Source organism: Streptococcus toyakuensis, assembly GCF_024346585.1.
Lineage (GTDB): Bacteria > Bacillota > Bacilli > Lactobacillales > Streptococcaceae > Streptococcus > Streptococcus toyakuensis.
The window spans coordinates 599,697-622,817 of the sequence record NZ_AP024523.1 but is presented as its reverse complement, the minus strand read 5'-3'; the positions used below and the strand labels follow the sequence as shown (position 1 = coordinate 622,817).

The 23,121-nt window shown below is 42.4% G+C and carries 23 protein-coding genes and 1 pseudogene; 9 read left to right on the top strand and 15 right to left on the bottom strand.

Translation table 11 applies throughout. From position 1 onward, the window contains the following. Window positions 1-6: 6 nt before the first annotated feature. From STYK_RS03340 to STYK_RS03330, 3 genes are all read right to left on the bottom strand, one after another. Window positions 7-804 (bottom strand): Nif3-like dinuclear metal center hexameric protein, encoded by a 798-nt coding sequence (locus STYK_RS03340; RefSeq protein ID WP_261805236.1) that lies wholly within the window; start codon window positions 802-804, stop codon window positions 7-9. Further along, window positions 791-1,468, bottom strand: a complete 678-nt coding sequence (locus STYK_RS03335; protein WP_261805235.1) for a tRNA (adenine(22)-N(1))-methyltransferase — start codon at window positions 1,466-1,468, stop codon at window positions 791-793. The genes STYK_RS03340 and STYK_RS03335 overlap by 14 nt, the downstream gene beginning before the upstream one ends. Window positions 1,469-1,569: 101 nt before the next feature. Next, window positions 1,570-3,906, bottom strand: a complete 2,337-nt coding sequence (locus STYK_RS03330) for a cation-translocating P-type ATPase (RefSeq protein ID WP_261805234.1) — start codon at window positions 3,904-3,906, stop codon at window positions 1,570-1,572. A gap of 132 nt (window positions 3,907-4,038) precedes the next feature. On the opposite strand from STYK_RS03330, the gene STYK_RS03325 reads away from it, so the two are divergent. After that, on the top strand, window positions 4,039-4,788 hold the full coding sequence (locus tag STYK_RS03325) for a lysophospholipid acyltransferase family protein (protein ID WP_000500197.1): 750 nt from the start codon (window positions 4,039-4,041) through the stop codon (window positions 4,786-4,788). 43 nt (window positions 4,789-4,831) lie between these two features. Here the strand turns inward: STYK_RS03325 and STYK_RS03320 are convergent, their stop codons facing one another. The 6 genes from STYK_RS03320 to rpsO all read right to left on the bottom strand — a co-directional run bounded on the left by STYK_RS03320 (window position 4,832) and on the right by rpsO (window position 10,278). Next, a complete protein-coding gene (locus tag STYK_RS03320) occupies window positions 4,832-5,524 on the bottom strand; it encodes an alpha/beta hydrolase-fold protein (RefSeq protein WP_261805233.1) in 693 nt (230 codons plus the stop codon). Beyond that, window positions 5,505-6,515: an ABC transporter substrate-binding protein gene (locus tag STYK_RS03315; RefSeq protein WP_261805232.1), complete on the bottom strand. Its 1,011-nt coding sequence runs from the start codon at window positions 6,513-6,515 to the stop codon at window positions 5,505-5,507. Before STYK_RS03315 ends, STYK_RS03320 begins: the two co-directional genes overlap by 20 nt. Before the next feature lie 19 nt (window positions 6,516-6,534). Continuing rightward, the gene (locus STYK_RS03310; RefSeq protein WP_261805231.1) at window positions 6,535-7,290 is read right to left on the bottom strand and encodes an ABC transporter ATP-binding protein; all 756 of its coding nucleotides are present in this window, start codon (window positions 7,288-7,290) and stop codon (window positions 6,535-6,537) included. A gap of 1 nt (window position 7,291) precedes the next feature. Beyond that, entirely contained in the window at window positions 7,292-8,338 is a 1,047-nt protein-coding gene (locus STYK_RS03305) for a FecCD family ABC transporter permease (RefSeq protein WP_261805230.1), read from the bottom strand. A gap of 236 nt (window positions 8,339-8,574) precedes the next feature. Continuing rightward, window positions 8,575-9,195 carry a CadD family cadmium resistance transporter gene (locus tag STYK_RS03300; protein WP_000531713.1) on the bottom strand — a complete coding sequence of 207 codons (621 nt, stop codon included), beginning with the start codon at window positions 9,193-9,195 and terminating at the stop codon, window positions 8,575-8,577. Between the two features lie 813 nt (window positions 9,196-10,008). Next, window positions 10,009-10,278 carry a 30S ribosomal protein S15 gene (gene rpsO, locus STYK_RS03295; protein WP_001018251.1) on the bottom strand — a complete coding sequence of 90 codons (270 nt, stop codon included), beginning with the start codon at window positions 10,276-10,278 and terminating at the stop codon, window positions 10,009-10,011. A 204-nt stretch (window positions 10,279-10,482) separates the two neighbouring features. Between rpsO and STYK_RS03290 the strand changes: the two genes are divergently transcribed. The 3 genes and pseudogenes from STYK_RS03290 to thrS all read left to right on the top strand — a co-directional run bounded on the left by STYK_RS03290 (window position 10,483) and on the right by thrS (window position 13,123). Continuing rightward, window positions 10,483-10,857, top strand: a complete 375-nt coding sequence (locus STYK_RS03290; protein ID WP_020903629.1) for a hypothetical protein — start codon at window positions 10,483-10,485, stop codon at window positions 10,855-10,857. Between the two features lie 73 nt (window positions 10,858-10,930). Then, window positions 10,931-11,139 (top strand): annotated as a pseudogene (locus tag STYK_RS10255) (hypothetical protein). A 40-nt stretch (window positions 11,140-11,179) separates the two neighbouring features. Then, a complete protein-coding gene (thrS, locus tag STYK_RS03285) occupies window positions 11,180-13,123 on the top strand; it encodes a threonine--tRNA ligase (protein ID WP_261805229.1) in 1,944 nt (647 codons plus the stop codon). Between the two features lie 46 nt (window positions 13,124-13,169). Here the strand turns inward: thrS and STYK_RS03280 are convergent, their stop codons facing one another. After that, the gene (locus tag STYK_RS03280) at window positions 13,170-14,144 is read right to left on the bottom strand and encodes a sensor histidine kinase (RefSeq protein WP_173218537.1); all 975 of its coding nucleotides are present in this window, start codon (window positions 14,142-14,144) and stop codon (window positions 13,170-13,172) included. Then, window positions 14,137-14,814, bottom strand: a complete 678-nt coding sequence (locus tag STYK_RS03275; protein WP_000548993.1) for a response regulator transcription factor — start codon at window positions 14,812-14,814, stop codon at window positions 14,137-14,139. The genes STYK_RS03280 and STYK_RS03275 overlap by 8 nt, the downstream gene beginning before the upstream one ends. 154 nt (window positions 14,815-14,968) lie before the next feature. On the opposite strand from STYK_RS03275, the gene STYK_RS03270 reads away from it, so the two are divergent. Continuing rightward, a complete protein-coding gene (locus STYK_RS03270; protein ID WP_001273811.1) occupies window positions 14,969-16,042 on the top strand; it encodes a DUF2974 domain-containing protein in 1,074 nt (357 codons plus the stop codon). 170 nt (window positions 16,043-16,212) lie between these two features. On the opposite strand, the gene STYK_RS03265 is transcribed toward STYK_RS03270, so the two are convergent. Continuing rightward, a complete protein-coding gene (locus tag STYK_RS03265) occupies window positions 16,213-16,650 on the bottom strand; it encodes an Rrf2 family transcriptional regulator (RefSeq protein ID WP_001166796.1) in 438 nt (145 codons plus the stop codon). Window positions 16,651-16,725: 75 nt separating this feature from the next. After that, window positions 16,726-17,568: a metallophosphoesterase family protein gene (locus STYK_RS03260; RefSeq protein ID WP_261805228.1), complete on the bottom strand. Its 843-nt coding sequence runs from the start codon at window positions 17,566-17,568 to the stop codon at window positions 16,726-16,728. 111 nt (window positions 17,569-17,679) lie between these two features. Here STYK_RS03260 and STYK_RS03255 point away from each other — a divergent pair, with 111 nt between their 5' ends. From STYK_RS03255 to STYK_RS03240, 4 genes are all read left to right on the top strand, one after another. Further along, window positions 17,680-18,330, top strand: a complete 651-nt coding sequence (locus tag STYK_RS03255) for a metal-dependent transcriptional regulator (protein WP_261805227.1) — start codon at window positions 17,680-17,682, stop codon at window positions 18,328-18,330. A gap of 119 nt (window positions 18,331-18,449) precedes the next feature. Then, a complete protein-coding gene (locus tag STYK_RS03250) occupies window positions 18,450-19,157 on the top strand; it encodes a nicotinamide mononucleotide transporter (protein ID WP_000749110.1) in 708 nt (235 codons plus the stop codon). Window positions 19,158-19,286: 129 nt separating this feature from the next. After that, window positions 19,287-19,700 (top strand): hypothetical protein, encoded by a 414-nt coding sequence (locus STYK_RS03245; RefSeq protein WP_261099477.1) that lies wholly within the window; start codon window positions 19,287-19,289, stop codon window positions 19,698-19,700. Window positions 19,701-19,718: 18 nt separating this feature from the next. Beyond that, window positions 19,719-20,132, top strand: coding sequence for a hypothetical protein (locus STYK_RS03240; protein ID WP_024057131.1), 414 nt, complete (start codon window positions 19,719-19,721; stop codon window positions 20,130-20,132). Window positions 20,133-20,170: 38 nt separating this feature from the next. Here the strand turns inward: STYK_RS03240 and dtd are convergent, their stop codons facing one another. Then, on the bottom strand, window positions 20,171-20,614 hold the full coding sequence (gene dtd, locus STYK_RS03235) for a D-aminoacyl-tRNA deacylase (RefSeq protein ID WP_000691419.1): 444 nt from the start codon (window positions 20,612-20,614) through the stop codon (window positions 20,171-20,173). A gap of 29 nt (window positions 20,615-20,643) precedes the next feature. Continuing rightward, window positions 20,644-22,866: a RelA/SpoT family protein gene (locus STYK_RS03230; protein WP_261805226.1), complete on the bottom strand. Its 2,223-nt coding sequence runs from the start codon at window positions 22,864-22,866 to the stop codon at window positions 20,644-20,646. Window positions 22,867-23,121 lie beyond the last annotated feature (255 nt).

The following is a 23,121-nucleotide window of genomic DNA, read 5'->3' as shown; positions in this document are numbered from 1 at the left end:
TTCTAACTAGATATGATGGAAAGGATTGGTCGATGCTTGGCTGGGGACAATCTCAATAGTCCAGCCCTTCTCTTCCTTCCATTGACTAAGGAGTGCTGCGATTTTTTCTACAAAAAGCACTTCGATATAGTGGCCTGGGTCCAATGCTAGCAAGCCATCAGACAGCATATCCTGAGCAGTATGGTAGTAGATATCGCCAGTAATATAGACATCTGCCCCCTTTGCCAAAGCATCCTTATAGAATGACTGCCCACTGCCACCACAGATGGCCACTCTTGAAATAGTCGTCTGCAAATCGCTCTCTTGATAATGCACCATTCGAAGACTATCTAGACCAAAGACTTGCTTGACATTCTGGGCCAATTCCCCAAATGTCTGAGGCTGAATATTTCCAATACGTCCAATCCCACGTTCAGGGCCAGTTTCCTGCAGATAAGTCGTTTCCTCGATACCTAGCATCTGACAGAACCAATCATTGAGGCCATTTTCAACGATGTCAATATTGGTATGGCTAACATAAACTGCAATGTCATGCTTGATGAGGTCGATGTAAATCTGATTTTGCGGACGACTAGATACCAAGTCCTTAATCGGACGGAAAATCGGTGCGTGTTTAACGATAACCAAATCCACACCCTTTTCAATAGCTTCAGCCACCGTTTCTTCACGAATATCCAGAGCCACCATGACCCTTTGGATATCCTTGTCTAAAGTGCCAATTTGCAGACCACGACTGTCTCCCTCCATGGAAAATTCCTGAGGGCAAAAGGCTTCATACGCGTTAATTACTTCACTTGCTAGCATGGAGCACCTCCTTGATGGCTTGAATTTTATCTACTAGAACTTGACGTTCCTCCAGATTTTTTTCTGGAATTTGTCCGAGGGCAAACTCTAGCTTCTCAGCTTCTTTTTGCCATTTTTGGACAAATACTGGGCTGACTTCTTTGGACAAGAAGGGACCAAAGCGAACATCACTAGCTGCTAACTTCATTTCCCCTGCTTCCACCACCAAAATCTCATAGAATTTCCCAGACTCTTCTATGATACTTTCTGCTACAATCTGGAAACCATGGTCTTGCAACCAGATACGCAAGTCGTCTTCACGGTTATTGGGCTGGAGGATCAAACGCTCTACATTGGCTAACTTGTCCAAGCCTTCTTCTAAAATCCTAGCAATCAAACGGCCTCCCATACCAGCAATGGTAATGGCAGACACTTTGTCTGCCTCTTCAAAAGCTGCCAGACCATTGGCTAAACGGACTTGGATTTTCTCCTTTAGACCGTGCGCCTCAACATTTTTGACTGCAGACTGATAGGGACCTTCCACCACCTCGCCTGCAATGGCACTTTCGATTTGTCCTCTTTCGACTAACTCGATAGGCAGATAAGCATGGTCACTTCCCACGTCGAGTAAAATGGCACCCTGTGGCACAAAGGACGCCACTAATTCCAATCTCTTTGAAATCATCTTCTCTCACTTTCCAAAACTCTATTACCTCTTATTATACCATATTTCAGCTGGCAATCTTGTACCTAAAAAAACCGCAATCCACAGATTGCAGCCTTTCTTTATTTTTTTGCTTGGTAACGACTGGTTAAGATAAATATCACAGTAAAGACAGCCATCATGACCCCATAAACAGGCAATGTTTTTCCGGTCAAGGTTGAAATTTCAAGCAGTTTTTGAATTTTTGGGAAGAGAGCTGTGACTAGGAAGCCTCCTACTGACCAAACAATCAAGAGGACACGCCAGAGGGTAAATGGCATGCAGGCTCTAAATACGGATAAGAAACCAATAGACCCAAGCAGATAATAGAGGAGGGTTGAGATTTCTATCTCAGACCAGCCTTGGCTACTTCCAAATATTTTCACAAAGAGAACGCTGAAGACGACCATGAGAGCACTTGGTAGAGCACGAAGCATGGATTTTCTGAGGAAGTTTGGCTCCACAGGTTTGATATTTCGCTCAAAAGTCAGAACGAATGGTGGGAAACCTTCCACGAACTGGTCAATCATGGTAATCTGGATTGGAATGAAAGGGAAAATCAAAATCCATTCTGACCGACCTAGTAAAGCACTGGCAATACAGATGACTGCGAGCAAGAAGGAATAGATGGTCTTTATCAAGAAAATCGGAGCGATATGAGCAATGTTATTCACCACACGACGACCTTCAAAGAGAATCTCAGGAACATCATTGAAGTCAGAGTTCAAGAGAACCAGATTGGCAATCTGACGCGTCGCCGGATCCCCTTCCGCCATCACGATAGAACAATCCGCCTCACGAAGGGCGAGAATATCATTGACTCCGTCTCCTGTCATAGCTGTTGTATGCCCCGCTTTTTTCAGTGTTTGGATAATGAGTTTCTTTTGATGAGGGGAAACACGTCCGAAAATAGCTGTCTCCTCAGCCATAGTAATCAATTCCTCATCCGTGATTTTCGAGCAATCTACATAGCTATGATAGTCCGCAAAACCAGCCTTCTGGGCAATACTGGACACTGTAACTGGATTGTCACCAGAGATGATCTTGAGACCCACTTCCTGAGAACGGAGATAGTCCAACGTCTCTGCTGCTCCCTCTCGAATCGGATCCAAGATTTCCAGCAGGGCCAGAGCCTGAATATCAGATGGTTTCTGTGGCTTGTGATGGTCTAATTTCTCCTGACTGAGTGCCAAGACCAAGACACGTGATCCTCTCTCTAGAGCCTCTCTGGCTTCTGGGACCTCAGAAGCCAGCAACATCTCAGGCGCCCCTAAAAAAACTGTCCCCAAACCTTCTAACTCTATGGCTCCCCACTTGCGGTCGCTAGAGAAGGGAAGATTGGAAAGCATAGGATAGGCTACCTGACCTTGGAAACGCTGGCGAATGGCTTGAGCTGTTGGATTCTTATCCTCACTATGGGCCATATAGCTTGTCAGGATGCTAGCAATAGCCTCGTCACCATAAGTTTCCGTCAACGGAAGAACAGCCTCTACCTGCATCTTTCCTTGGGTGATGGTGCCCGTCTTGTCCAAACAGAGCATATCCACACGCGCCAAGGTTTCAACAGAGTACATCTCCTGCACCAAAACCTTTTTCAAACCTAGCTTGATAACTGCAGTCAAGAGCGAAGTAATGGTCAAAAGGGCAATTCCCTTAGGTAACATCCCCAAAAGGGCTGTAGACGAGTTTACAACGGACGACTTAAGAGGCAAGCCTTTTAACATCAAGGCTTCTAGCAAGAGAGCCAGACCAAAAGGAATGATAATCTTTCCAGTAAAACCTGCTAACTTGTCCAGCGATTTCATGATACGAGAGTTGATTGGTTTAACGGTCTTGGCTTCCAGCATGAGTTTGGCAGCATAGTTATCAGCCCCAACATGGTGAACTTGAGCCAAAACTGCCCCACTAGCCAAGAAACTTCCTGACAAGAGCAAGGCATCCACTTCCTTTTGCACCAAATCACTTTCTCCCGTTAGCATGGCTTCATTAACCTCCGTAAAGCCTTCCAAAACCAAGGCATCACTAGGAATCTGCTCTCCTGCAGACAAACGAATGACATCTCCTAACACCAATTCTTCAGGATTCAGAGCTACTTCTTGGCCATCACGAATGGTTTTAACCTTTTCCTTGGTCATGAGATTGAGCTTGTCCACCATGTGTTTAGCCCGCAGCTCGGTCACAATTCCAGAAAAAGCGTTAAAGCAGATAACGGCAAAGAAGACCAGATTGCTCCAAGCTTGCACAAAGGCAAGGGCCAAAGCAATGGCAAAGTTCAAAGCGTTAAAAAGGGTAAAGACATTTCGTTTAACGATTTGCCAAGTGCTGGTACTGGCCGAAGCAGTAAAATCATTGACCAAGCCCTTAGCCTGTCTTTCCTCGACTTCTATTTGGGTTAATCCCATAATCTTATTTTTATCCATAAATTCTATCATATCATTTTTTCTAAAAAAATTCTAATCTCACCCCAAATATGCACCTAGTCAAGGGAAAAGTTTGCCAGCCCTCCTTTGATAAGGTATAATAATAACAAGAAAATAATCGAAGGAGATCGCATGTTTTATACTTATTTACGTGGATTGGTTGTCTTGCTCCTATGGTCCATCAATGGCAATGCCCATTATCATAATACTGATAAAATTCCTAATCAAGATGAAAATTATATTTTGGTTGCACCTCACCGCACCTGGTGGGATCCAGTTTATATGGCCTTTGCGACCAAACCAAAACAATTTATCTTTATGGCCAAAAAAGAGCTCTTTACCAACCGTATCTTTGGCTGGTGGATTCGTATGTGTGGTGCCTTTCCTATCGACCGTGAAAATCCTAGCGCCTCAGCCATCAAATATCCTATCAATGTTCTCAAAAAAAGTGACCGCTCTCTCATCATGTTTCCAAGTGGAAGCCGACACTCAAACGATGTCAAGGGTGGCGTAGCTCTGATTGCCAAAATGGCCAAGGTCCGTATTATGCCGGTTACCTACACAGGTCCCATGACTTTGAAGGGCTTGATTAGTCGTGAACGTGTCGATATGAACTTTGGAAATCCAATTGATATCTCAGATATCAAAAAAATGAATGACGAAGGCATTGAAACAGTCGCCAATCGTATCCAAACAGAATTTCAACGTCTGGACCAAGAAACGAAACAATGGCACAATAATAAAAAACCAAACCCACTCTGGTGGCTTATCCGCATCCCTGCCCTCATCCTTGCCATTATCCTCGCTATCCTAACCATCATCTTTAGCTTTATCGCAAGCTTTATCTGGAATCCAGATAAGAAAAGAGAAAAACTTGCTTAAATAAATACAACAATCCCTTGGCAAAAGCCAAGGGATAAATTTTTTATTCGATTTTCCATTTTTGGGCCAACCAGCTGGAAAAGGCTAAAAATCGTTCGGCCACTTGGTCATGGTGTCCATAAGGGTCAAAGACAAACTGGCCGTTCGGATAGCGTTTCTGAAGACTGGTATGGATCTGCTCAGCATAGACTGGTGCTTGAGCCAAGCGATTAGTGTGGCGTTCTCCTTCTGTTTGACCATTCTGTAAATACAGCAAACAGTCCAAATTTTTCACATTTTCTTCCTTGCAGTAGGTCACAAAATCAGGATACCAAAAGGAACCGCAGATCGAAAAGACACAGGAAACCTTGTCAAAGCTGAAAAGACTGTAGACTGCCGCCAAACCACCTAGTGAGTAACCTCCATAAGCAAGGCGAGTTTCGTCCAGGCGATAAAGTGACTGCAACTTGTCTAAAAGGCCTCCAAATAAATGATCATGATAGACGTTTGCCTGACCGCCAAAATCTGGAGCTCCATCTCTCAGAGCCGATGTCGCCCAGGGAGTATAGTCGTCTAAGCGATTTTTAGAGGTCAAACCCACCAAAATCACAGATTCGGAAAGGGACGATAGGAAGTCCAAGTTTCCATCATTCAATAAAATTGCCGGATAGGTTTGATTGGGGTCGTAGTTAGAAGGAAGGCTGATTTTGACTTGAATTCCTTCCCAATCAAACTCATTATTTATTGATAAAGTCATTGATTTTCTCAAGGGAATCAACCACTGCTGGACCATAGTCCATCAATTCATCGTAAGAGATGTTCATGATTTTTTGATTCTTAATTGCAGGAACGCTTTCCAAAACAGCATTTGCCTTCATCAACTCTACTGCTTTTTCATCCAATTTTTTATTGCGGTCGCTGGTTACATAGATAATCAATTCAGGATCCATTGACACGAGATTTTCCAAGGTCAAGCCTGATGTTCCCGTTGCAACGTTTGTATAACCAAGTTGGTTCAGCAAACTTTCTTGCAAAGCAGACTTGTAGGCACCGAAGGTTTCATCATTATAAGCAACCATAATCAAAGCCTTTTTCTTTTCACCTTGGCTTGCTGGATTTGCTTTCTTAACAGCATCAATTTTAGTTTGTAATTGTGCTGCGTATTCATTAGCCTTGTCCTGAACATTAAAAATCATTCCAAGATTTTTGACATCTTCTACGATATTCCCCAAATCTTGCTGAATTGTTGAGAGAGAAGCTTTTTGTGTATAAACTGGGATTTTATTTTCATTCCAAGTGCTAACTGTCCCCAAGGATTTTTCAGAAAACATCATGTTTCGACCCATCACAGCGTCCGGCTCATAAGAAAGGACTGTCTCTTGTGAGACTGTTTTTTTATCCCCAATTTGAGGAATCGTCGCAATCGCGTCCTTGTATTTGCCCGTCACAGCATTATCAGGATTAAGCATGCCAGCAATTTTATCCTTCAACCCCAACTCCAATAAGATTTCAGTGGTTGAAAGATTGTTAGTGATAACTTTTTCAGGTGCCTTGTCAAAGACTTGTTCGACTTCATTCCCTTTCGCGTCATAGGTTTTGACCGTTAGTGGATAAGTCGTCTCTGCGTTAGCCTTTTGACTTGTCTCTGTGCTAGATTGTGTGGTAGCTTTTTCTGTACTAGTGTTGCCACAAGCTGCCATAGTTAGGGTAGCTACTGTTACGAGTAAAATGCTTAGTGTTTTTTTCATCTTGTTTTCCTTTTCATTCTTATAAATAGTGAATCATAGCTTGCTGATCCTCGGTCCAAGTCACCTGACTTTGAACTCCGTATACAGTTTGCAATGACTCAGGGGTGATGGTCTCCTTTGGAGTCCCTTGGTAAAGGATTTCTCCCTCTTTCATCAGATAGAGATAATCCGAATAGCGACAAGCAAGTTGAATATCATGTAGGACAGCTAGAACATTGACCTTGAGATTCTTCACAATGGTCAACAAGTCTAACTGATACTTGATATCCAAGTGATTGGTTGGTTCGTCCAGGAGCAAGAGAGTCGGTTCTTGCGCCAAGGCGCGGGCTAACAAAACTCGCTGTTTCTCTCCCCCTGACAGAGACGAATAGAGACGAGTTTTCTTCTCGAGCATATCCACCTTAACGAGGGCATCTTGAACGAGAGTAAAATCCCTTTCCCTTTCCTTCTGTAAAAAAGAGAGGTGGGGAGTTCTTCCCAGCAAGACGATTTCTTCAACTGTACAATCAAACTGCAGTTGGTTAAACTGGGTGACGACCGCCATTTGCTTGGCTGTTTCTTTTAGTGACCAATGCTCCAGTGACTTTCCATCTAGGCTTATCAAGCCTTTGTCTGCCTTTTCCTGACGATAGAGGAGTTTAAGCAGGCTGGTTTTTCCACTTCCATTTGGTCCTAGTATCGTATGAAATTGATGCCCCTCAACCCTAAGAGAAACTCCTTTGAGGATTTTTTTCTCTCCTAGTCCAAAGTGGACATCCTGACAAATCAAGTCCATATCAGACCCTCACCTCCCTTCGCCTACCTCCAACAATGTAGATAAAGAAGGGAGCACCTACTAAGGCTGTGAAAATACCAATAGGAAGCTCTGCGTTTGGAATGATGATACGAGAGAGTACGTCTGCCCAGATGACAAAGAGGGCACCTAGCAAGGTTGCAACAGGAAAAAGCCTCTTGTAATTCGTTCCTACTAACCCTCGAGCTAAATGTGGAGTAATCAGACCGACAAATCCAATAATCCCACAGGTTGCCACTAAGACTGCTGTCAGCACAGCCACCATTGTCACATAAAGATACCAATAAAATCGTAAAGGAATTCCCAAAGTTAAAGCAGCCTCATCTCCCATCATCATCGCATTAAAAACACGATACTGCGTAGAAAAAAATAGAAAGGTCATTCCTACTACTATAGTTGGCAGGACCAAGTCTGCCCAGGTAGTCCCAGCAAGCGAGCCCATTGTCCAAAACTTAATGGTCATCACACTATCCGCATTAGCTCCGACTGAGATAATAAAGTTTGAAAAAGCCAGAAAGAGAGCGTTGACCACCGTTCCTGATAAAATCAGACTAGAAGTCGTCATTCTTCCCTGCATAGAGGCAATGATGAGAACAACAATTGTTGCCAAAATAGCTCCAAGAAAAGCTCCAAGGCTAATCATCACTTTTAAACCAAGAATGATGCTCAATGTTGCCCCTAGAGTTGCACCCGCAGAGATTCCTAAGACATAGGGCTCAGCGATGGGATTGTTTACCGTGGACTGCATCACGCTACCACACATAGAAAGGCCTGCTCCTACTATCAGACCTAACAATACTCGAGGGAATCTCATGTTCCATACAATGGCAAGAGTGGACTTGGAAACCTCTCCTATATCAAGAGGAAATCCTAACCTGCTCAAAATAATCCGATAGGTATCTCCTAGATCAATCGCAACAGATCCCATTGAAACTGCTAGAAAGAGAGAAATCCCTAAAATACCTAGCAAAATAACTAAAAGTAACACAAATTGCTGGTCTTGTCGGCTTCCAGAAAATTTGGAAAGCATGCAAACCTCCTATGATAGAATCTTAAAAATTTAGAAAATTCTCATGAAAAAGTATACCATATTTTCAACTGCGTAACAAGATGAGAACAAATGAATATAGTTGGTTTTATTGTGCTAGGAACCGTAACCGAAGATTAAACTTGAGTATGTCGAGGTAAGGTGACAACATAAAAAGCCCTCTGAAAATCAGAGAGCCAATTTGAGCTCGGGATAAAATCCTAGTGAAACAAAAAAATCTACACGGTCAGAAAAGTCTCTATCGTGCCATTTTCATACATGATGTATAGTCCAAGTAGAATGAATACTAAGGGCACAATGATTCGCTCGTATTTTTCAATTGTCTCGAATATTAACGGAATAGAGGATAACACCCGACTAATCTCGCATAAGATAATTATGCCGATTACAAACACAAGCAACGCCACGAGGGTCTGTGACCAATCTAACGAAGCAAAATAAGGTATATAGATACCTAAATTATCTCCGCCAGACGCAATTGTCAGCAATGTAACTGTCCAAAACAGTTGATTTGCCTTGCTTTGTTCTAATCTTTCAATAATTTCTTCCTCTTCTTCCTCTTCTTCCTCACCTTCTCCAACAATTGCAAAGCGAATCCCTAAATAGATAGGGATTAAACCAAGCAATCCAACCATCCATTCTTCAGGCACGAAATTAACGACATAAGCAGCAACTAAACTCGCCCCTACAAGTAAGCCTGTGCCTAGATATTGCCCCGCATAAATATGCCATTTTTGTTTATTCTGTGATAGCTGTGCAAATAAAATAAATAAAATAATTAAATAATCGATACTGGTGGAAATATAAACACCAATAGCAGATATGATTGTCTGTCCCATAAAAACCTCCTGTATTAGTCAGTAATAAATCAGCAGATTTTAGGAGAGCACAGACACATTAATTTAGCTATCGCTAGTGGGTAATGTCGAACATAGGAAAGCATTTTACTCCTCCTCAAAACGTAGTTACAAAGTAATTTCTAACTGGAATTCGGTGACTACTTCCATGTAAAGTATAACATACTATACTTTACTTCGTAAAGTGTGGGCTCTCCGAAGGGGCTTGCAGACAGCTACTAGGCTTTTCAAGCCGAGTAGCTGCGCACCCTTATGGTGTAATTAGCTGATACCATTTGAGGTTTTTGTAGTCTCCAAAATTGTGACCGATAAAACCTCAATAAAAAAGCCCTCTGAAGTCAGAGAGCTGATTTGAGTTCAGGCTAAAATCCTAGTGAAAAAGATGGTACTCCTTGTGTTCATCGAACACGGTGTCGTTTCCCTATTTTCATACGGATTTCTTACACCCTTAGCATCATGATTCTTGCTGGATAAAACGTTTATAGACTAGACGGCGAGGAGAAGAATGTACGAAACTTTCAGTGAAACAAAAAAATCTCCCCGAAGGGAGATCATTCTGGTTTATTTTACCTTACAGTGCTAGGAACCGTAACCAAAGATTATACTTGAGCATATCAAGGTAAGGTGACAAAAGTAAAAAAGCTACCCAATTTAGAGTAGCTTCATTATCAAGATATGCTCAATTGAACACGGCCTAAGCACTTGGCAAAAAAGATAAAATTTCCTAGAAACTGAAGTTTCTTCGTCAATTTTCCTATTTTTGCTTTGTGCTTTTGACGGCCTTTGTATCTTGAATTAGCGACGAAGTCCTAGAGAGTTGATCAACTCACGGTAACGGTTAACGTCGTTTTTACGCAAGTATGCAAGCAAGTTACGACGGCGACCGATTTTTTTCATCAATCCACGGTAAGTAGCGTGGTCTTTTTTGTGTTGTTTGATGTGTTCGTTAAGGTGGTTGATTTCCCAAGTAAGGACAGCAACTTGAACCTCTACTGAACCTGTATCACCTTCGTGACGTGCATATTGTGCGATGATTTCATTTTTTTTCTCTTTTGAGATTGCCATGATGTTTCTCCTTTTTATTTGGCTTCATCCGAGTGACAGGTTGGCATGCCTGTAACCAAGAAGAAGTTATTTGTCTTTACGACAATCCCTATTCTACCAATAACTAACTTCTTTGTCAACAGATTTACTTTCTTGTTTTAAACATGCTATAACAATCATAGCAAGAAATCCAAGTTGTCTGTTTTTTAAAACGAGGTGATTATCATGCGTAGATTCTATTCCCATCTCCCCTACTATCTGGTCATATTTTTCTTTTATTGGCCACTTTATGAGTTGGTCTTGCTAGTTGTTTCTGACCCCCTTACACTCAAGGGACTCTGTATAAACAATCTTCTCTTCTTTACACCTCTGGTAATCTTGATTATATCGCTACTCTATAGCTACCGTTTCCGTTTCTCACTTTGGTGGTTAATTGGTAACGGACTGCTCTTTTGCTTTACTATCATAACCTTCGGTGAATTTATCTGGTTTTACTTTTTAGCCTATGAAATCTTTGCTCTGGTGGGCATGGCTTCCGGTATTGGCATCAAGCATATTCTACAAAAAATGAAAAACAAAAAACTTTCACAAAATCCTTGAAAAATCTCACAATCATGCTATAATAATCCATAGAGACAAGTCACTTAGTCCCTTTCTACTAGAGAGTGCGTGGTTGCTGGAAACGCATAGGAGGCCTAAACTGATACTACTCTTGAGTTTTTTATGAAAACATAAAACGGTGGCCACGTTAGAGCCAATCAGAGGTGTCCCTCTTTTTTGAGGAACATAAATGAAGGTGGAACCACGTTGCGACGTCCTTTCGAGGATGTCGCTTTTTGTTTTTCTATCTTTCACAATCCTCTGTCCCTGTTTTCAGAATAGGGTTAACACATTCGTCAATAATATAAGTAAGGAGAACATCATGATTAACATTACTTTCCCAGATGGCGCTGTTCGTGAATTCGAATCTGGCGTTACAACTTTTGAAATTGCCCAATCTATCAGCAATTCTCTAGCTAAAAAGGCCTTGGCTGGTAAATTCAACGGCAAGCTCATCGACACTACTCGTGCTATCACTGAAGATGGAAGCATCGAAATTGTGACACCTGATCATGAAGATGCCCTTCCAATCTTGCGTCACTCAGCCGCTCACTTGTTCGCCCAAGCAGCTCGTCGTCTTTTCCCAGACATTCACTTGGGAGTTGGTCCAGCCATCGAAGATGGTTTCTACTACGATACTGACAACACAGCTGGTCAAATCTCTAACGAAGACCTTCCTCGTATCGAAGAAGAAATGCAAAAAATCGTCAAAGAAAACTTCCCATCAATCCGTGAAGAAGTTACTAAAGACGAGGCACGTGAAATCTTCAAAAACGACCCTTACAAGTTGGAATTGATTGAAGAACACTCAGAAGACGAAGGCGGTTTGACTATCTATCGTCAGGGTGAATATGTAGACCTTTGCCGTGGCCCACACGTCCCATCAACAGGTCGTATCCAAATCTTCCACCTTCTCCATGTAGCAGGTGCTTACTGGCGTGGAAATAGCGATAACGCTATGATGCAACGTATCTATGGTACAGCTTGGTTTGACAAGAAAGACTTGAAAAACTACCTTCAAATGCGTGAAGAAGCTAAGGAACGTGACCACCGTAAACTTGGTAAAGAGCTTGACCTCTTTATGATTTCTCAAGAGGTTGGTCAAGGTTTGCCATTCTGGTTGCCAAATGGTGCGACTATTCGTCGTGAGTTGGAACGCTACATCGTAGACAAAGAGCTAGCTTCTGGCTACCAACACGTCTACACTCCACCACTTGCTTCTGTTGAACTTTACAAGACTTCTGGTCACTGGGATCATTACCAAGAAGACATGTTCCCAACTATGGATATGGGTGACGGGGAAGAATTTGTCCTTCGTCCAATGAACTGCCCGCACCACATCCAAGTCTTCAAACACCATGTTCACTCATACCGTGAATTGCCAATCCGTATCGCCGAAATCGGTATGATGCACCGTTATGAAAAATCTGGTGCCCTCACTGGTCTTCAACGTGTGCGTGAAATGTCTCTTAACGACGGTCACCTCTTTGTGACTCCAGAACAAATCCAAGAAGAATTCCAACGTGCTCTTCAGTTGATTATCGATGTTTATGAAGACTTCAACTTGACTGAATACCGCTTCCGCCTCTCTCTTCGTGACCCTCAAGATACTCACAAGTACTTTGATAACGATGAAATGTGGGAAAATGCTCAAACCATGCTTCGTGCAGCCCTTGATGAAATGGGCGCGGACTACTTTGAAGCCGAAGGTGAAGCAGCCTTCTACGGACCAAAATTGGATATTCAAGTTAAGACCGCTCTTGGAAAAGAAGAAACCCTTTCTACTATCCAACTTGACTTCTTGCTTCCAGAACGCTTCGACCTTAAATACATCGGAGCTGATGGCGAAGAGCACCGTCCAGTTATGATTCACCGTGGAGTTATCTCAACTATGGAACGCTTCACAGCTATCTTGATTGAGAACTACAAAGGTGCTTTCCCAACATGGCTTGCACCACACCAAGTAACCCTCATCCCAGTATCTAACGAAAAACACGTGGACTACGCATGGGAAGTAGCGAAGAAACTCCGTGACCGTGGTGTTCGTGCAGACGTAGATGAGCGCAATGAAAAAATGCAGTTCAAGATCCGTGCTTCACAAACAAGCAAGATTCCTTACCAATTGATTGTTGGGGACAAGGAAATGGAAGACGGAACTGTTAACGTTCGTCGCTACGGTCAAAAAGAAACACAAACTGTCTCAGTAGATGATTTTGTTCAAGCTATCCTAGCTGATATCGCCAACAAATCACGCGTTGAGAAATAAGAACCTAGCACAAAAGCCTCCAGTCCGGAGGCTTTTTCGTCTCTTCTCACTCAAGGACTAGGTTCACTTGAGCAAACCGAATCCGCACTGTCGTTCCTTTTCCGACCTCAGACTCGATGCGAATCTGGTGCCCCAGTTCTTCAGAAATTTTCTTAGATAGGTAAAGTCCAAGTCCAGATGACTGCTGGGTTAGGCGTCCATTATACCCTGAAAAGCCACGTTCAAAGACTCGGAGGACATCACTGTTTTTTATCCCGATTCCTGTATCCTTGATACAAAGCTCTTGCCCGTACATATAAATCTCCAGACCACCTTCCTTAGTGTACTTGAGACTGTTTGAAATGATTTGCTCAATGACCACTAGTAGCCACTTTTTATCCGTTACGATTTCTTTATCAAGGTCATGTAGATTGACATTTAGTCCTTTTTGAATAAAGAAAAGAGCATATTTACGAATTATTTCCTTAACCAGATCCTCAATTTGAACCTGCTTTAAGACCAAATCATCATGGAAACTTTCTAAACGCAGGTACTGTAAAACTAGATTGGTATAGGAATCAATCTTGAAAATTTCCTGTTCTAATTGCTGCTTCAGTTGGCGGTCGGCTACTTCTGCAACTAAGAGTTGACTAGCTGCAATGGGGGTCTTAATCTGATGGACCCACAAGGTATAGTAATCCAGCAAATCCGTCAGTTTTCTTTCTGAATCTGATCTCTGCTGATAAAGTTCCATCTCACGCGCTTCTAATTTTTCAGCCAAGGCTCTTTCCAAAGGAGACTTGGCTTCCCTCTCACCATAGAGAAGTTCCTGACGATAGACCTGCATCTCCGCCAATATGTCCCAAGTGAAAAATAAGATGGTTACAAAGCAACACAAGAGGAAAAAGTAGAGAAAGTAAGTTCCTAAACTTGCGAATAAAAACTGAAAGAGCAAAACCAGAAACGTCAAAGAAAGCAGATAGACAAACAGGCGACTACGGGAGCGCAGATAGGCTAGAAAAAATTGTTTCCAATCAAGCATGCTTCAGTCCGTACCCTATTCCTTTCTTGGTCTCGATAAATCCTACCAAGCCCTGCTCTTCCAATTTTTTACGCAAACGAGCCACATTGACAGAGAGAGTATTATCATCAATGAAAAAGTCACTGTTCCAAAGCTCCCGCATGAGGTCATCACGCGCTACAATATTGCCCGCATGCTCAAACAAAACGCGTAAAATCTGGAATTCGTTCTTGGTCAAATTCAAGACTTGGCCTTGATAATGCACATCCATGGATTTGGTATTGAGGATAACACCAGCATATTCCAGTAAACTCTCGTCACGCCCAAACTCATAGGAACGACGCAACAAGCCCTGAACCTTAGCTAAAAGAACCTGCTGGTCAAAAGGCTTGGTCACAAAGTCATCCGCCCCCATATTGATTGCCATGACAATATCCATAGCCTGGTCTCTCGAAGACAGAAACATGATGGGGACCTTGGAAATCTTGCGAATCTCCTGACACCAGTGATAACCATTAAACAAAGGCAGTCCAATATCCATTAGGACCAGATGAGGTTCCGACTGAACAAATAGACTCAAAACTTCCATAAAGTCTTCTACCAGGACCACTTCAAATCCCCATTCAGAGAGCATTTTCCCGACCTGTTGACGAATGACCTGATCATCTTCTACTAATAAAATCTTGTGCATGCGCTCCTCCTTTTCTATTATTATAACAGATTTTTCCATGCTCGAAGGTCTGAAACTGAATTTGAAAGAGCTTGTTTTTAACCAGCAGATATAGGCAAGCCGACTAGCTAATTTGAGGGAAATTTGATAAGATAAAGAAAAGAAAGGAGCTCTTATGGCCAATATTTTTGACTATCTGAAAGATGTCGCATACGATTCCTTTTACGACCTTCCTTTGAATGAGTTAGACATTCTAGCCTTAACAGAAATCACCTACCTCTCCTTTGATAATCTGGTCTCCACAGCTCCTCAGCGACTTTTAGAACTGGCACCTCAGGTTCCAAGAGAACCTAACATGTTGACCAGCAAAAATCGCCTCCAGCTATTAGATGAACTAGCTCAACACAAACGCTTCAAAAATTGCAAACTCTCCCATTTTATCAACGACATCGACCCTGAGCTGCAAAAGCAATTTGCGGCTATGACCTACCGCCTCACTCTCGATACCTATCTGATTGTTTTTCGAGGTACAGATGATAGTATTATTGGTTGGAAGGAAGATTTCCACCTGACCTATATGAAGGAAATTCCTGCTCAAAAGCACGCCATTCGCTATTTAAAGAACTTTTTTGCCCAACATCCTAAGCAAAAGGTCATTCTGGCTGGGCATTCCAAGGGAGGAAATCTAGCCATCTATGCTGCTAGTCAAATTGAGCAAAGCTTGCAAAATCAAATCACAGCAGTTTATACCTTTGATGCGCCTGGTCTCCACAAAGAATTGACACAAACCGAGGGCTATCAAAGGATAATGGATAGAACCAAGGTCTTTATTCCACAAGGTTCCATTATCGGTATGATGTTGGAAATCCCTGCCCACCAAATCATCGTTCACAGTACTGCCTTGGGTGGTATTGCCCAGCACGATACCTTTAGTTGGCAAATTGAGGACAAACACTTCGTTCAACTAGATAAGACTAATAGTGATAGTCAACAAGTCGACACAACCTTCAAGGAGTGGGTGGCCACAGTCCCTGATGAAGAACTCCAGCTCTACTTCGACCTCTTCTTTGGCACCATTCTAGATGCTGGGATTAGATCCATCAATGACCTGTCTTCCTTCAAGGCTATCGAACACATTCGTCATCTCTTCGTCCAAGCTCAATCCCTCACTCCAAAAAAAAGAGAAACCATGGGACGCCTCACCCAGTTATTGATTGATACCCGTTACCAAGCCTGGAAAAATAGATAAAAAGCTTATGAAAAGGTAATACTCTTCGAAAATCTCTTCAAACCACGTCAGCTTTATCTGCAACCTCAAAGCTGTGCTTTGAGCAACCTGCGGCTAGCTTCCTAGTTTGCTTTTTGATTTTCATTGAGTATAAAAACCTTTTCATAAGCTTTTTTGTTTTAAAGAAAAAATCACTCCTTCATCTGACTCTCTGCATCAGCCACGACTTGCTCTAGACTGGTCTGACCAAGTTCAGCCTCCATAGCCAGCTGGATTCTCTCCAATTTTTGATCCAAAACATCATGAATATGAGCTCCAACTGGGCAATTTGGATTTGGATTGTCATGAAAACTAAAGAGTTGGCCTGTCTTACCAAGACATTCGACCGCTTGATAAACATCTAAAAGACTAATGTCTTTGAGATCCTTAACAATCTCTGTTCCCCCTGTTCCGCGCGCTACTGAAATCAGTTCAGCCTTCTTCAACTGGGACAAGGTCTTTCTGATAATGACAGGATTGACCCCGACACTAGCAGCCAGAAAATCACTGGTCACCTTGCTTTCCTTCCCCTTGAGGGCAATGATTATCAGCATATGAGTCGCAATGGTAAATCTACTTGGAATTTGCATACTCTTCTCCTTTTTACGAGGCTAGCCTACCTCTACTCTTCTCTTTCTTTTATTATACCCTTTTTGGTTGTAATGTCAATTATTACCACTTTTCAACCAAGCATCTAATTCCCTATCATAGCCCTCTTTCTGGGCCAATTCTCTCAGAAATTCCTGATGATGAGTATGGTGGATACCATTGACTAGACTTTCATAATAAACCTCAAAATAGGGAAGTTTGAGGTCTTTAGCCAACTGCAATTCAGCTGCCACATCGTAGTCCACCCGTCGGAAGTCCATATCTACCAAGCCCTTGTCATCAAACTCCAAAATCATATACTGGGCCCGCAAGTCCTTCCGCAACTGGGCATCTAGAAAGAAAGGTTGACCAATCGAACCTGGATTGACAATCAATTGCCCACCAGTCCCATAACGAAGCAACTGCTGATGAATATGACCATAAACAGCAATATCACAAGACGGGTTGGTCACCAAGCGGTCAAAATCCTCTTGCGCTCCAGTATGAATCAACTCTCTCCCCCAGTTCTTATCAGGAAGATGGTGGCTAATTCCCACCGTCAAATCCCCAAACTGACGATGAATCTGGAGTGGTTGATTGTGGAGCAGTTCAATTTCTTCTAGGGAAATTTCCTCTAAAACATACTGGCACTGTCGCAAGAGATAGCGTTGACTGGGACGAGTACTATCCAATTCCTTGCGGACACCATGCCAAAGACTGTCTTCCCAGTTTCCCAAAACTCTAGCCGTAATCGGTAGTTGATCCAACAAGTCCAAAATCCTTCTACGCCCTGTCCCTGGCATGAGAATATCTCCCAGAAGCCAGTATTCATCCACTCCTAGCTGCCGAGCATCTGCCAAAACAGCCTCCAAGGCGGTGGTATTTCCATGAATATCTGAAAGAAGAGCTATTTTCGTCATATCCATCTCCTCGTTTTTTCTCTTGCAATAAGTATAACATAAAAAGTCACAGCTAGAGAAATCTAGCTTTTTTTGATATACTAGATAAAGATATTAGACAAGAGGAAGCGAATGACCCCGAATAAAGAAGACTATCTAAAATGTATTTATGAAATTAGCATAGATTTGCATAAGATTACCAACAAGGAAATTGCTGCCCGCATGCAAGTCTCTCCCCCTGCCGTAACTGAAATGATTAAACGGATGAAGAGCGAAAATCTCATCCTCAAGGACAAGGAATGTGGCTATCTACTGACTGACCTCGGCCTCAAATTGGTCTCTGAGCTCTATCGTAAACACCGCTTGATTGAAGTTTTTCTGGTTCATCATTTAAACTATACGAGTGACCAGATTCACGAGGAAGCTGAGGTCTTGGAACATACTGTCTCTGACCTGTTCGTGGAAAGACTGGATAAATTGCTAGGATTTCCCAAGACCTGTCCTCATGGAGGAACTATTCCTGTCAAGGGAGAACTCTTGGTTGAAATCAATAACCTGCCACTAGCTGATATCAAGGAAGCTGGCGCCTACCGCCTGACTCGGGTGCACGATAGTTTTGACATTCTCCATTATCTGGATAAGCACTCACTTCGCATCGGTGATCCGCTCCAAGTCAAGCAGTTTGATGGCTTCAGTAACACCTTTACTATCCTTAGTAAAGACGAGGATTTACAAGTGAATATGGACATTGCCAAACAACTCTATGTCGAGAAAATCAACTAATTTCTCAAGTCCCCCAACCAACCCTGAAAGTTTTATTTTCAGGGTTTTATTTCTATCATTTGATTTTGCTTTCATTTAATTGTAGAATATTTGTAAAAAAAAGAAAGATAGTTTAAACTATGAAAAAATCACTAAAAATTTTTGCTACATCTAAATGGTTTGACCTCTTTGGGGTTGCTTTAGTCGTTGGGATTGCGATTGCATCTGGTTACCTCAACTCCCGCCTCGATAAATTCGTAGACTGGGGACCATGGACAGCTCTTGTACCCTTTGGATTGATTTCCGTAACCAACGTTGGGATTTCCATGTTGTCCACTCGTTTCACGGGGAAATTAAGCAAATGGGGAAATTACTTTGGTATTGTTAATACCATTTTGTCCGGTGCTATTGATTATATCCTTGGAAATAAGGCGGCCATTATCACCTATCCCGTCACCTTCCTCATTTATACCTTTGCTATTAAGAAATGGGAAGCTTCGCAAGAAGGCAGACCCAACCAAATGAGCCAAAAACAGCTAAAATTGGCGGCCATCATCATTTCCATCATCGCCTTCCTCTTTGCCTTTGTGACCAACTATATCGGCTATGGAGGAAAGATGAATCTCCTTGCCTATGTAACAACCATTGCCTTTGCACTCTCACTCATTGCCAATGCTTTTAACGCATTGAAACTAACAACTCAGTGGGGCTTTTGGTTGATTTACAATTTCGTTCAGCTGACAAAAGCTGGTATTCAAGGAAATTTTGCCAATATCGGAAAATACATCTTTTATATCCTCAATGCAATCGGAGCTTTATTTGTCTGGAATGATGAAGAAGTAAGATAATAGAAGAAAACTTAAATAAAAAAACAAGTCGACTTAAGAGAATCTCCCTTCTGCTATTTTTATCATTTTACTTGTAACTCCCATTCTTTTGGAGTAGAATGAAGTTAGATAAAAGAGGGAGGTCTTGTCATGAAAAAACTCTATAGAATCCATTTTATAGCAATTGTAGTCATTGATTTGCTACTACTTGCATTTTTTACCACTAGACCCGAGACAGCTTTAGAATGGCTCTTGCTCTCTGGTTTTATTTTCCTCCTTGCTCAAGGACTCCTGCTATTTCGCTTGGTTGTCCGACTCAAACATCAATTCGCTGAGATTTATCCTCAAATCAATAAAAAGATTCGCTTCTACTATTTAGGGGTGCTCATCAGCGACTTTCTATTTTTTGTCCTTTTAGCCTTCGTTAGTTCTCATCGTTTTTCATCTCTTATGCCAATCATCACTGCTTGCCATTCTACTTTTTATTATATGACAACTGACCACCTAAGAGAAAACTATCCAGACTTTTACGGCAAACATATCTCTTTATGGGAGTGTCTCTAAGGAAAAGGAGGGGTTATCATGAAAAAAATCATCTCCATCAAAACCATTCAACTCCTTATCATCGATGGAATTATGCTGGCATTTTTGACATTTAAAGAGGGACTTACTTGGGATTGGATGTTGATTTATAGCGGTTGGCTCATTTTCTTTCATCCTGTGCTATTGACCTATCTTTCCAACCAACTTTGTGACCACTTTAGTCACCTTTATTCCCAGATTAGACCGAGATTCTGGCGTTTTGCCTTACAAATCCTCCTATGGGATAGCCTGATCATTCTCTCCTTGCTGATTGTAAGGGGTATCCCACTTTTCCTTCAGGGAACTCTCCTCATCCTAGGACATCTCGTCCCTTCCTATCGCATCTGCCAAAGCCTGAAACAAGATTTCCCCAAGGCCTATCAAGAACCGATTTCATTTTGGAATATTTTATGATAGATAAGAAAAACCAAGCCAGCTGGGCTTGGTCTTTCTTATCTATTTTTAGTATCAAGGATAATGGTGACTGGTCCGTCATTGACCAGCTCAACCTGCATATCCGCTCCAAAGATCCCTGTCTGAACGGGTACTTCTTGCGCTAATTTTTGATTGAAAGCATCATAGAAGTCTGATGCCATATCAGGCTTGGCTGCGCCTGTAAAGGCTGGACGATTTCCTTTCTTAGTATCCGCAAAGAGGGTAAACTGAGAAATAGAGAGGATTTCTCCTTCAATATCTTTGACAGACAGGTTCATCTTGCCTTCTGCGTCTGAAAAAATCCGCATATTGACCAGTTTTCTCACAGCATAGTCCAAATCTTCCTCTTGGTCCTCTGGTCCAACACCAACCAGCAATAAGAGTCCCTGATTGATTTTCCCCTGAACCTGACCTTCGATACTCACTTGGGCTTTTTTTACCCGTTGGATAATGATTTTCATAATAGCCTTTCTAGTAAGAGCTAGGACAATTAGCCGTTTGTCCGTTTGACAGAGTAGACTTCTGGCACACTCTTAATCTTGTCCACAACCGTGGTCAATGTAGAGAGGTTGGCAATGCCAAAGGACACATGGATATTGGCAAACTTCATATCCTTAGTTGGTTGGGCGTTGACTGTTGATATATTCTTGGTTGTGTTTGAAAGAACTTGCAGTACATCGTTCAACAGTCCTGTACGGTTGAGACCGTAAATATCAATATGGGCCATATACTCCTTATTTGAGTTTGAGTACTGGTCTTCCCATTCCACATCAAGGAGACGTTGCTCGTAGTTTTCTTGGGCACGCAGGTTCATACAGTCCACACGGTGAATAGCCACACCACGGCCCTTGGTAATATAGCCGACAATATCGTCACCAGGAACAGGATTACAACACTTGGCAATCCGCACTAGGAGACCTGAGGCACCTTCAATGACCACACCACCCTCATGCTTGACCTTGAGGGTTTCTTTGTTTTCAACCTTGACTTCGCCACCCTTGACAAGTTCTTCTGCCTCCGCCTTGGCCTTGGCACGTTCTTCCTCACGACGTTCCTTTTCAGTCAGACGGTTAAAGACAGTAATAGCTCCAATTTCTCCAAAACCAATAGCCGCAAAGAGGGATTCTTCTGTCTTGTAGCTGGTCTTTTGTAGAACTTGGTCCATGTGGCGCTTGTCCATGAATTTATTTGCCACATAGCCGTTTTCTTGGAACTGGGCCATCAACATCTCACGACCCTTGTTGACTGACAGTTCCTTATCTTGGTTTTTAAAGAACTGACGAATCTTGTTACGCGCCTTGCTGGTCTTGACCATATTGAGCCAGTCACGGCTAGGACCAAATGAATTCGGGTTGGTGACAATTTCAACCTGATCCCCTGTCTTGAGCTTGGTTGTCAGTGGAACCATGCGACCATTGACCTTGGCACCAGTCGCTTTTTCACCGACTTTTGTATGGATTTCATAGGCAAAGTCAATCGGTCCTGAATCTTTGGGAAGAGAACGGACAGCTCCATCTGGGGTAAAGACGTAAATCTCCTCAGCCAGATAGTTTTCCTTGACAGAGTCCACAAATTCCTTGGCATCATCAGCCTGGTCTTGGAGCTCCATCATCTCCTTGATCCAGTTCATCCCAATAGCAGATTCCTTGCTGTTAACCTGCCCCTTAACGCCTTTCTTATAAGCCCAGTGAGCCGTAACCCCGTACTCAGCCACCTCGTGCATGGCCTTGGTCCGAATTTGGAACTCAATCGGTCCTTTTGGCCCATAAACTGTCGTATGGATAGACTGGTAACCATTGGCCTTGCGGTTAGCGATATAGTCTTTGAAACGACCAGGCATCGGTTTCCAAAGTTCATGCACATAACCCAACATGGCGTAAACATCACTTTGGGTGTCTAAAATACAACGAATGGCAATCAGGTCATAGATTTCCTCAAACCGTTTTCTCTTGTCCTGCATTTTGCGGAAAATCGAGTAAATATGCTTGGGACGACCGTAAATCTTCCCTTTTAGGTGACGATCTGTCGTATATTCCTCTAATTTTGTGACCACCTCATCCACCAAGGCTTCACGCTCCCTGCGCTTTTCCTTCATCATATGGGTAATCTTGTAAAACTCCGTTGGATTGAGATAACGGAAAGACAGGTCTTCCAATTCCCATTTGACACTGGAAATCCCCAGACGGTGGGCAAGTGGGGCATAGATTTCCATGGTTTCTTTGGAAATGCGCTCCTGCTTGTCTTTTCGAAGGTGCTTTAGGGTCCGCATATTGTGCAAACGGTCAGACAGTTTAACCAAGATAACACGGATGTCCTCAGACATGGCCATGAGCATCTTACGATGATTTTCCGCTAATTGCTCCTCGATTGATTTGTACTCGACCTTACCAAGCTTGGTAACCCCATCTACGATTACCCGCACATCAGGACCAAACTCTCTTTCCAAATCGTCCAAGGTCGCATCTGTATCCTCCACCACATCGTGCAAGAAACCACAAGCTACCGTTACAGCATCTAGCTTGAGTTTGGCTAAAATACCTGCCACTTGGATAGGGTGAATGATATAAGGCTCGCCTGATTTGCGATACTGACCACTGTGGCAATCCACCGCATAGACCAAGGCCTTATGGACAAAATGGACATCCTCTTCTGTTAAATATTCTTTGGTTAAAGCGACAACTTCTTCGCCTGTTAAATTCACTTCTTTTGGCATCTCTACTCTCCAATTCTTCCTACCATTTTATCACTTTTTTAAGAATATGAAAACTAGAAAAAGAGGATTCTGAAGCTATTCAATTTGTTGGAACGTATGATAGAATAAGATTCAAACTTAAAAAATAAAATTATCTGATTTTCATCTAACTTTTTTGAAATATAGGCTACTCTAAAAGTTAGTGAAATGAAAATCTTTTCTTCTGCTTAAATAAGAAAAGGTTTGATATTTTGGTAATTTTCTGATTTTTTTAGT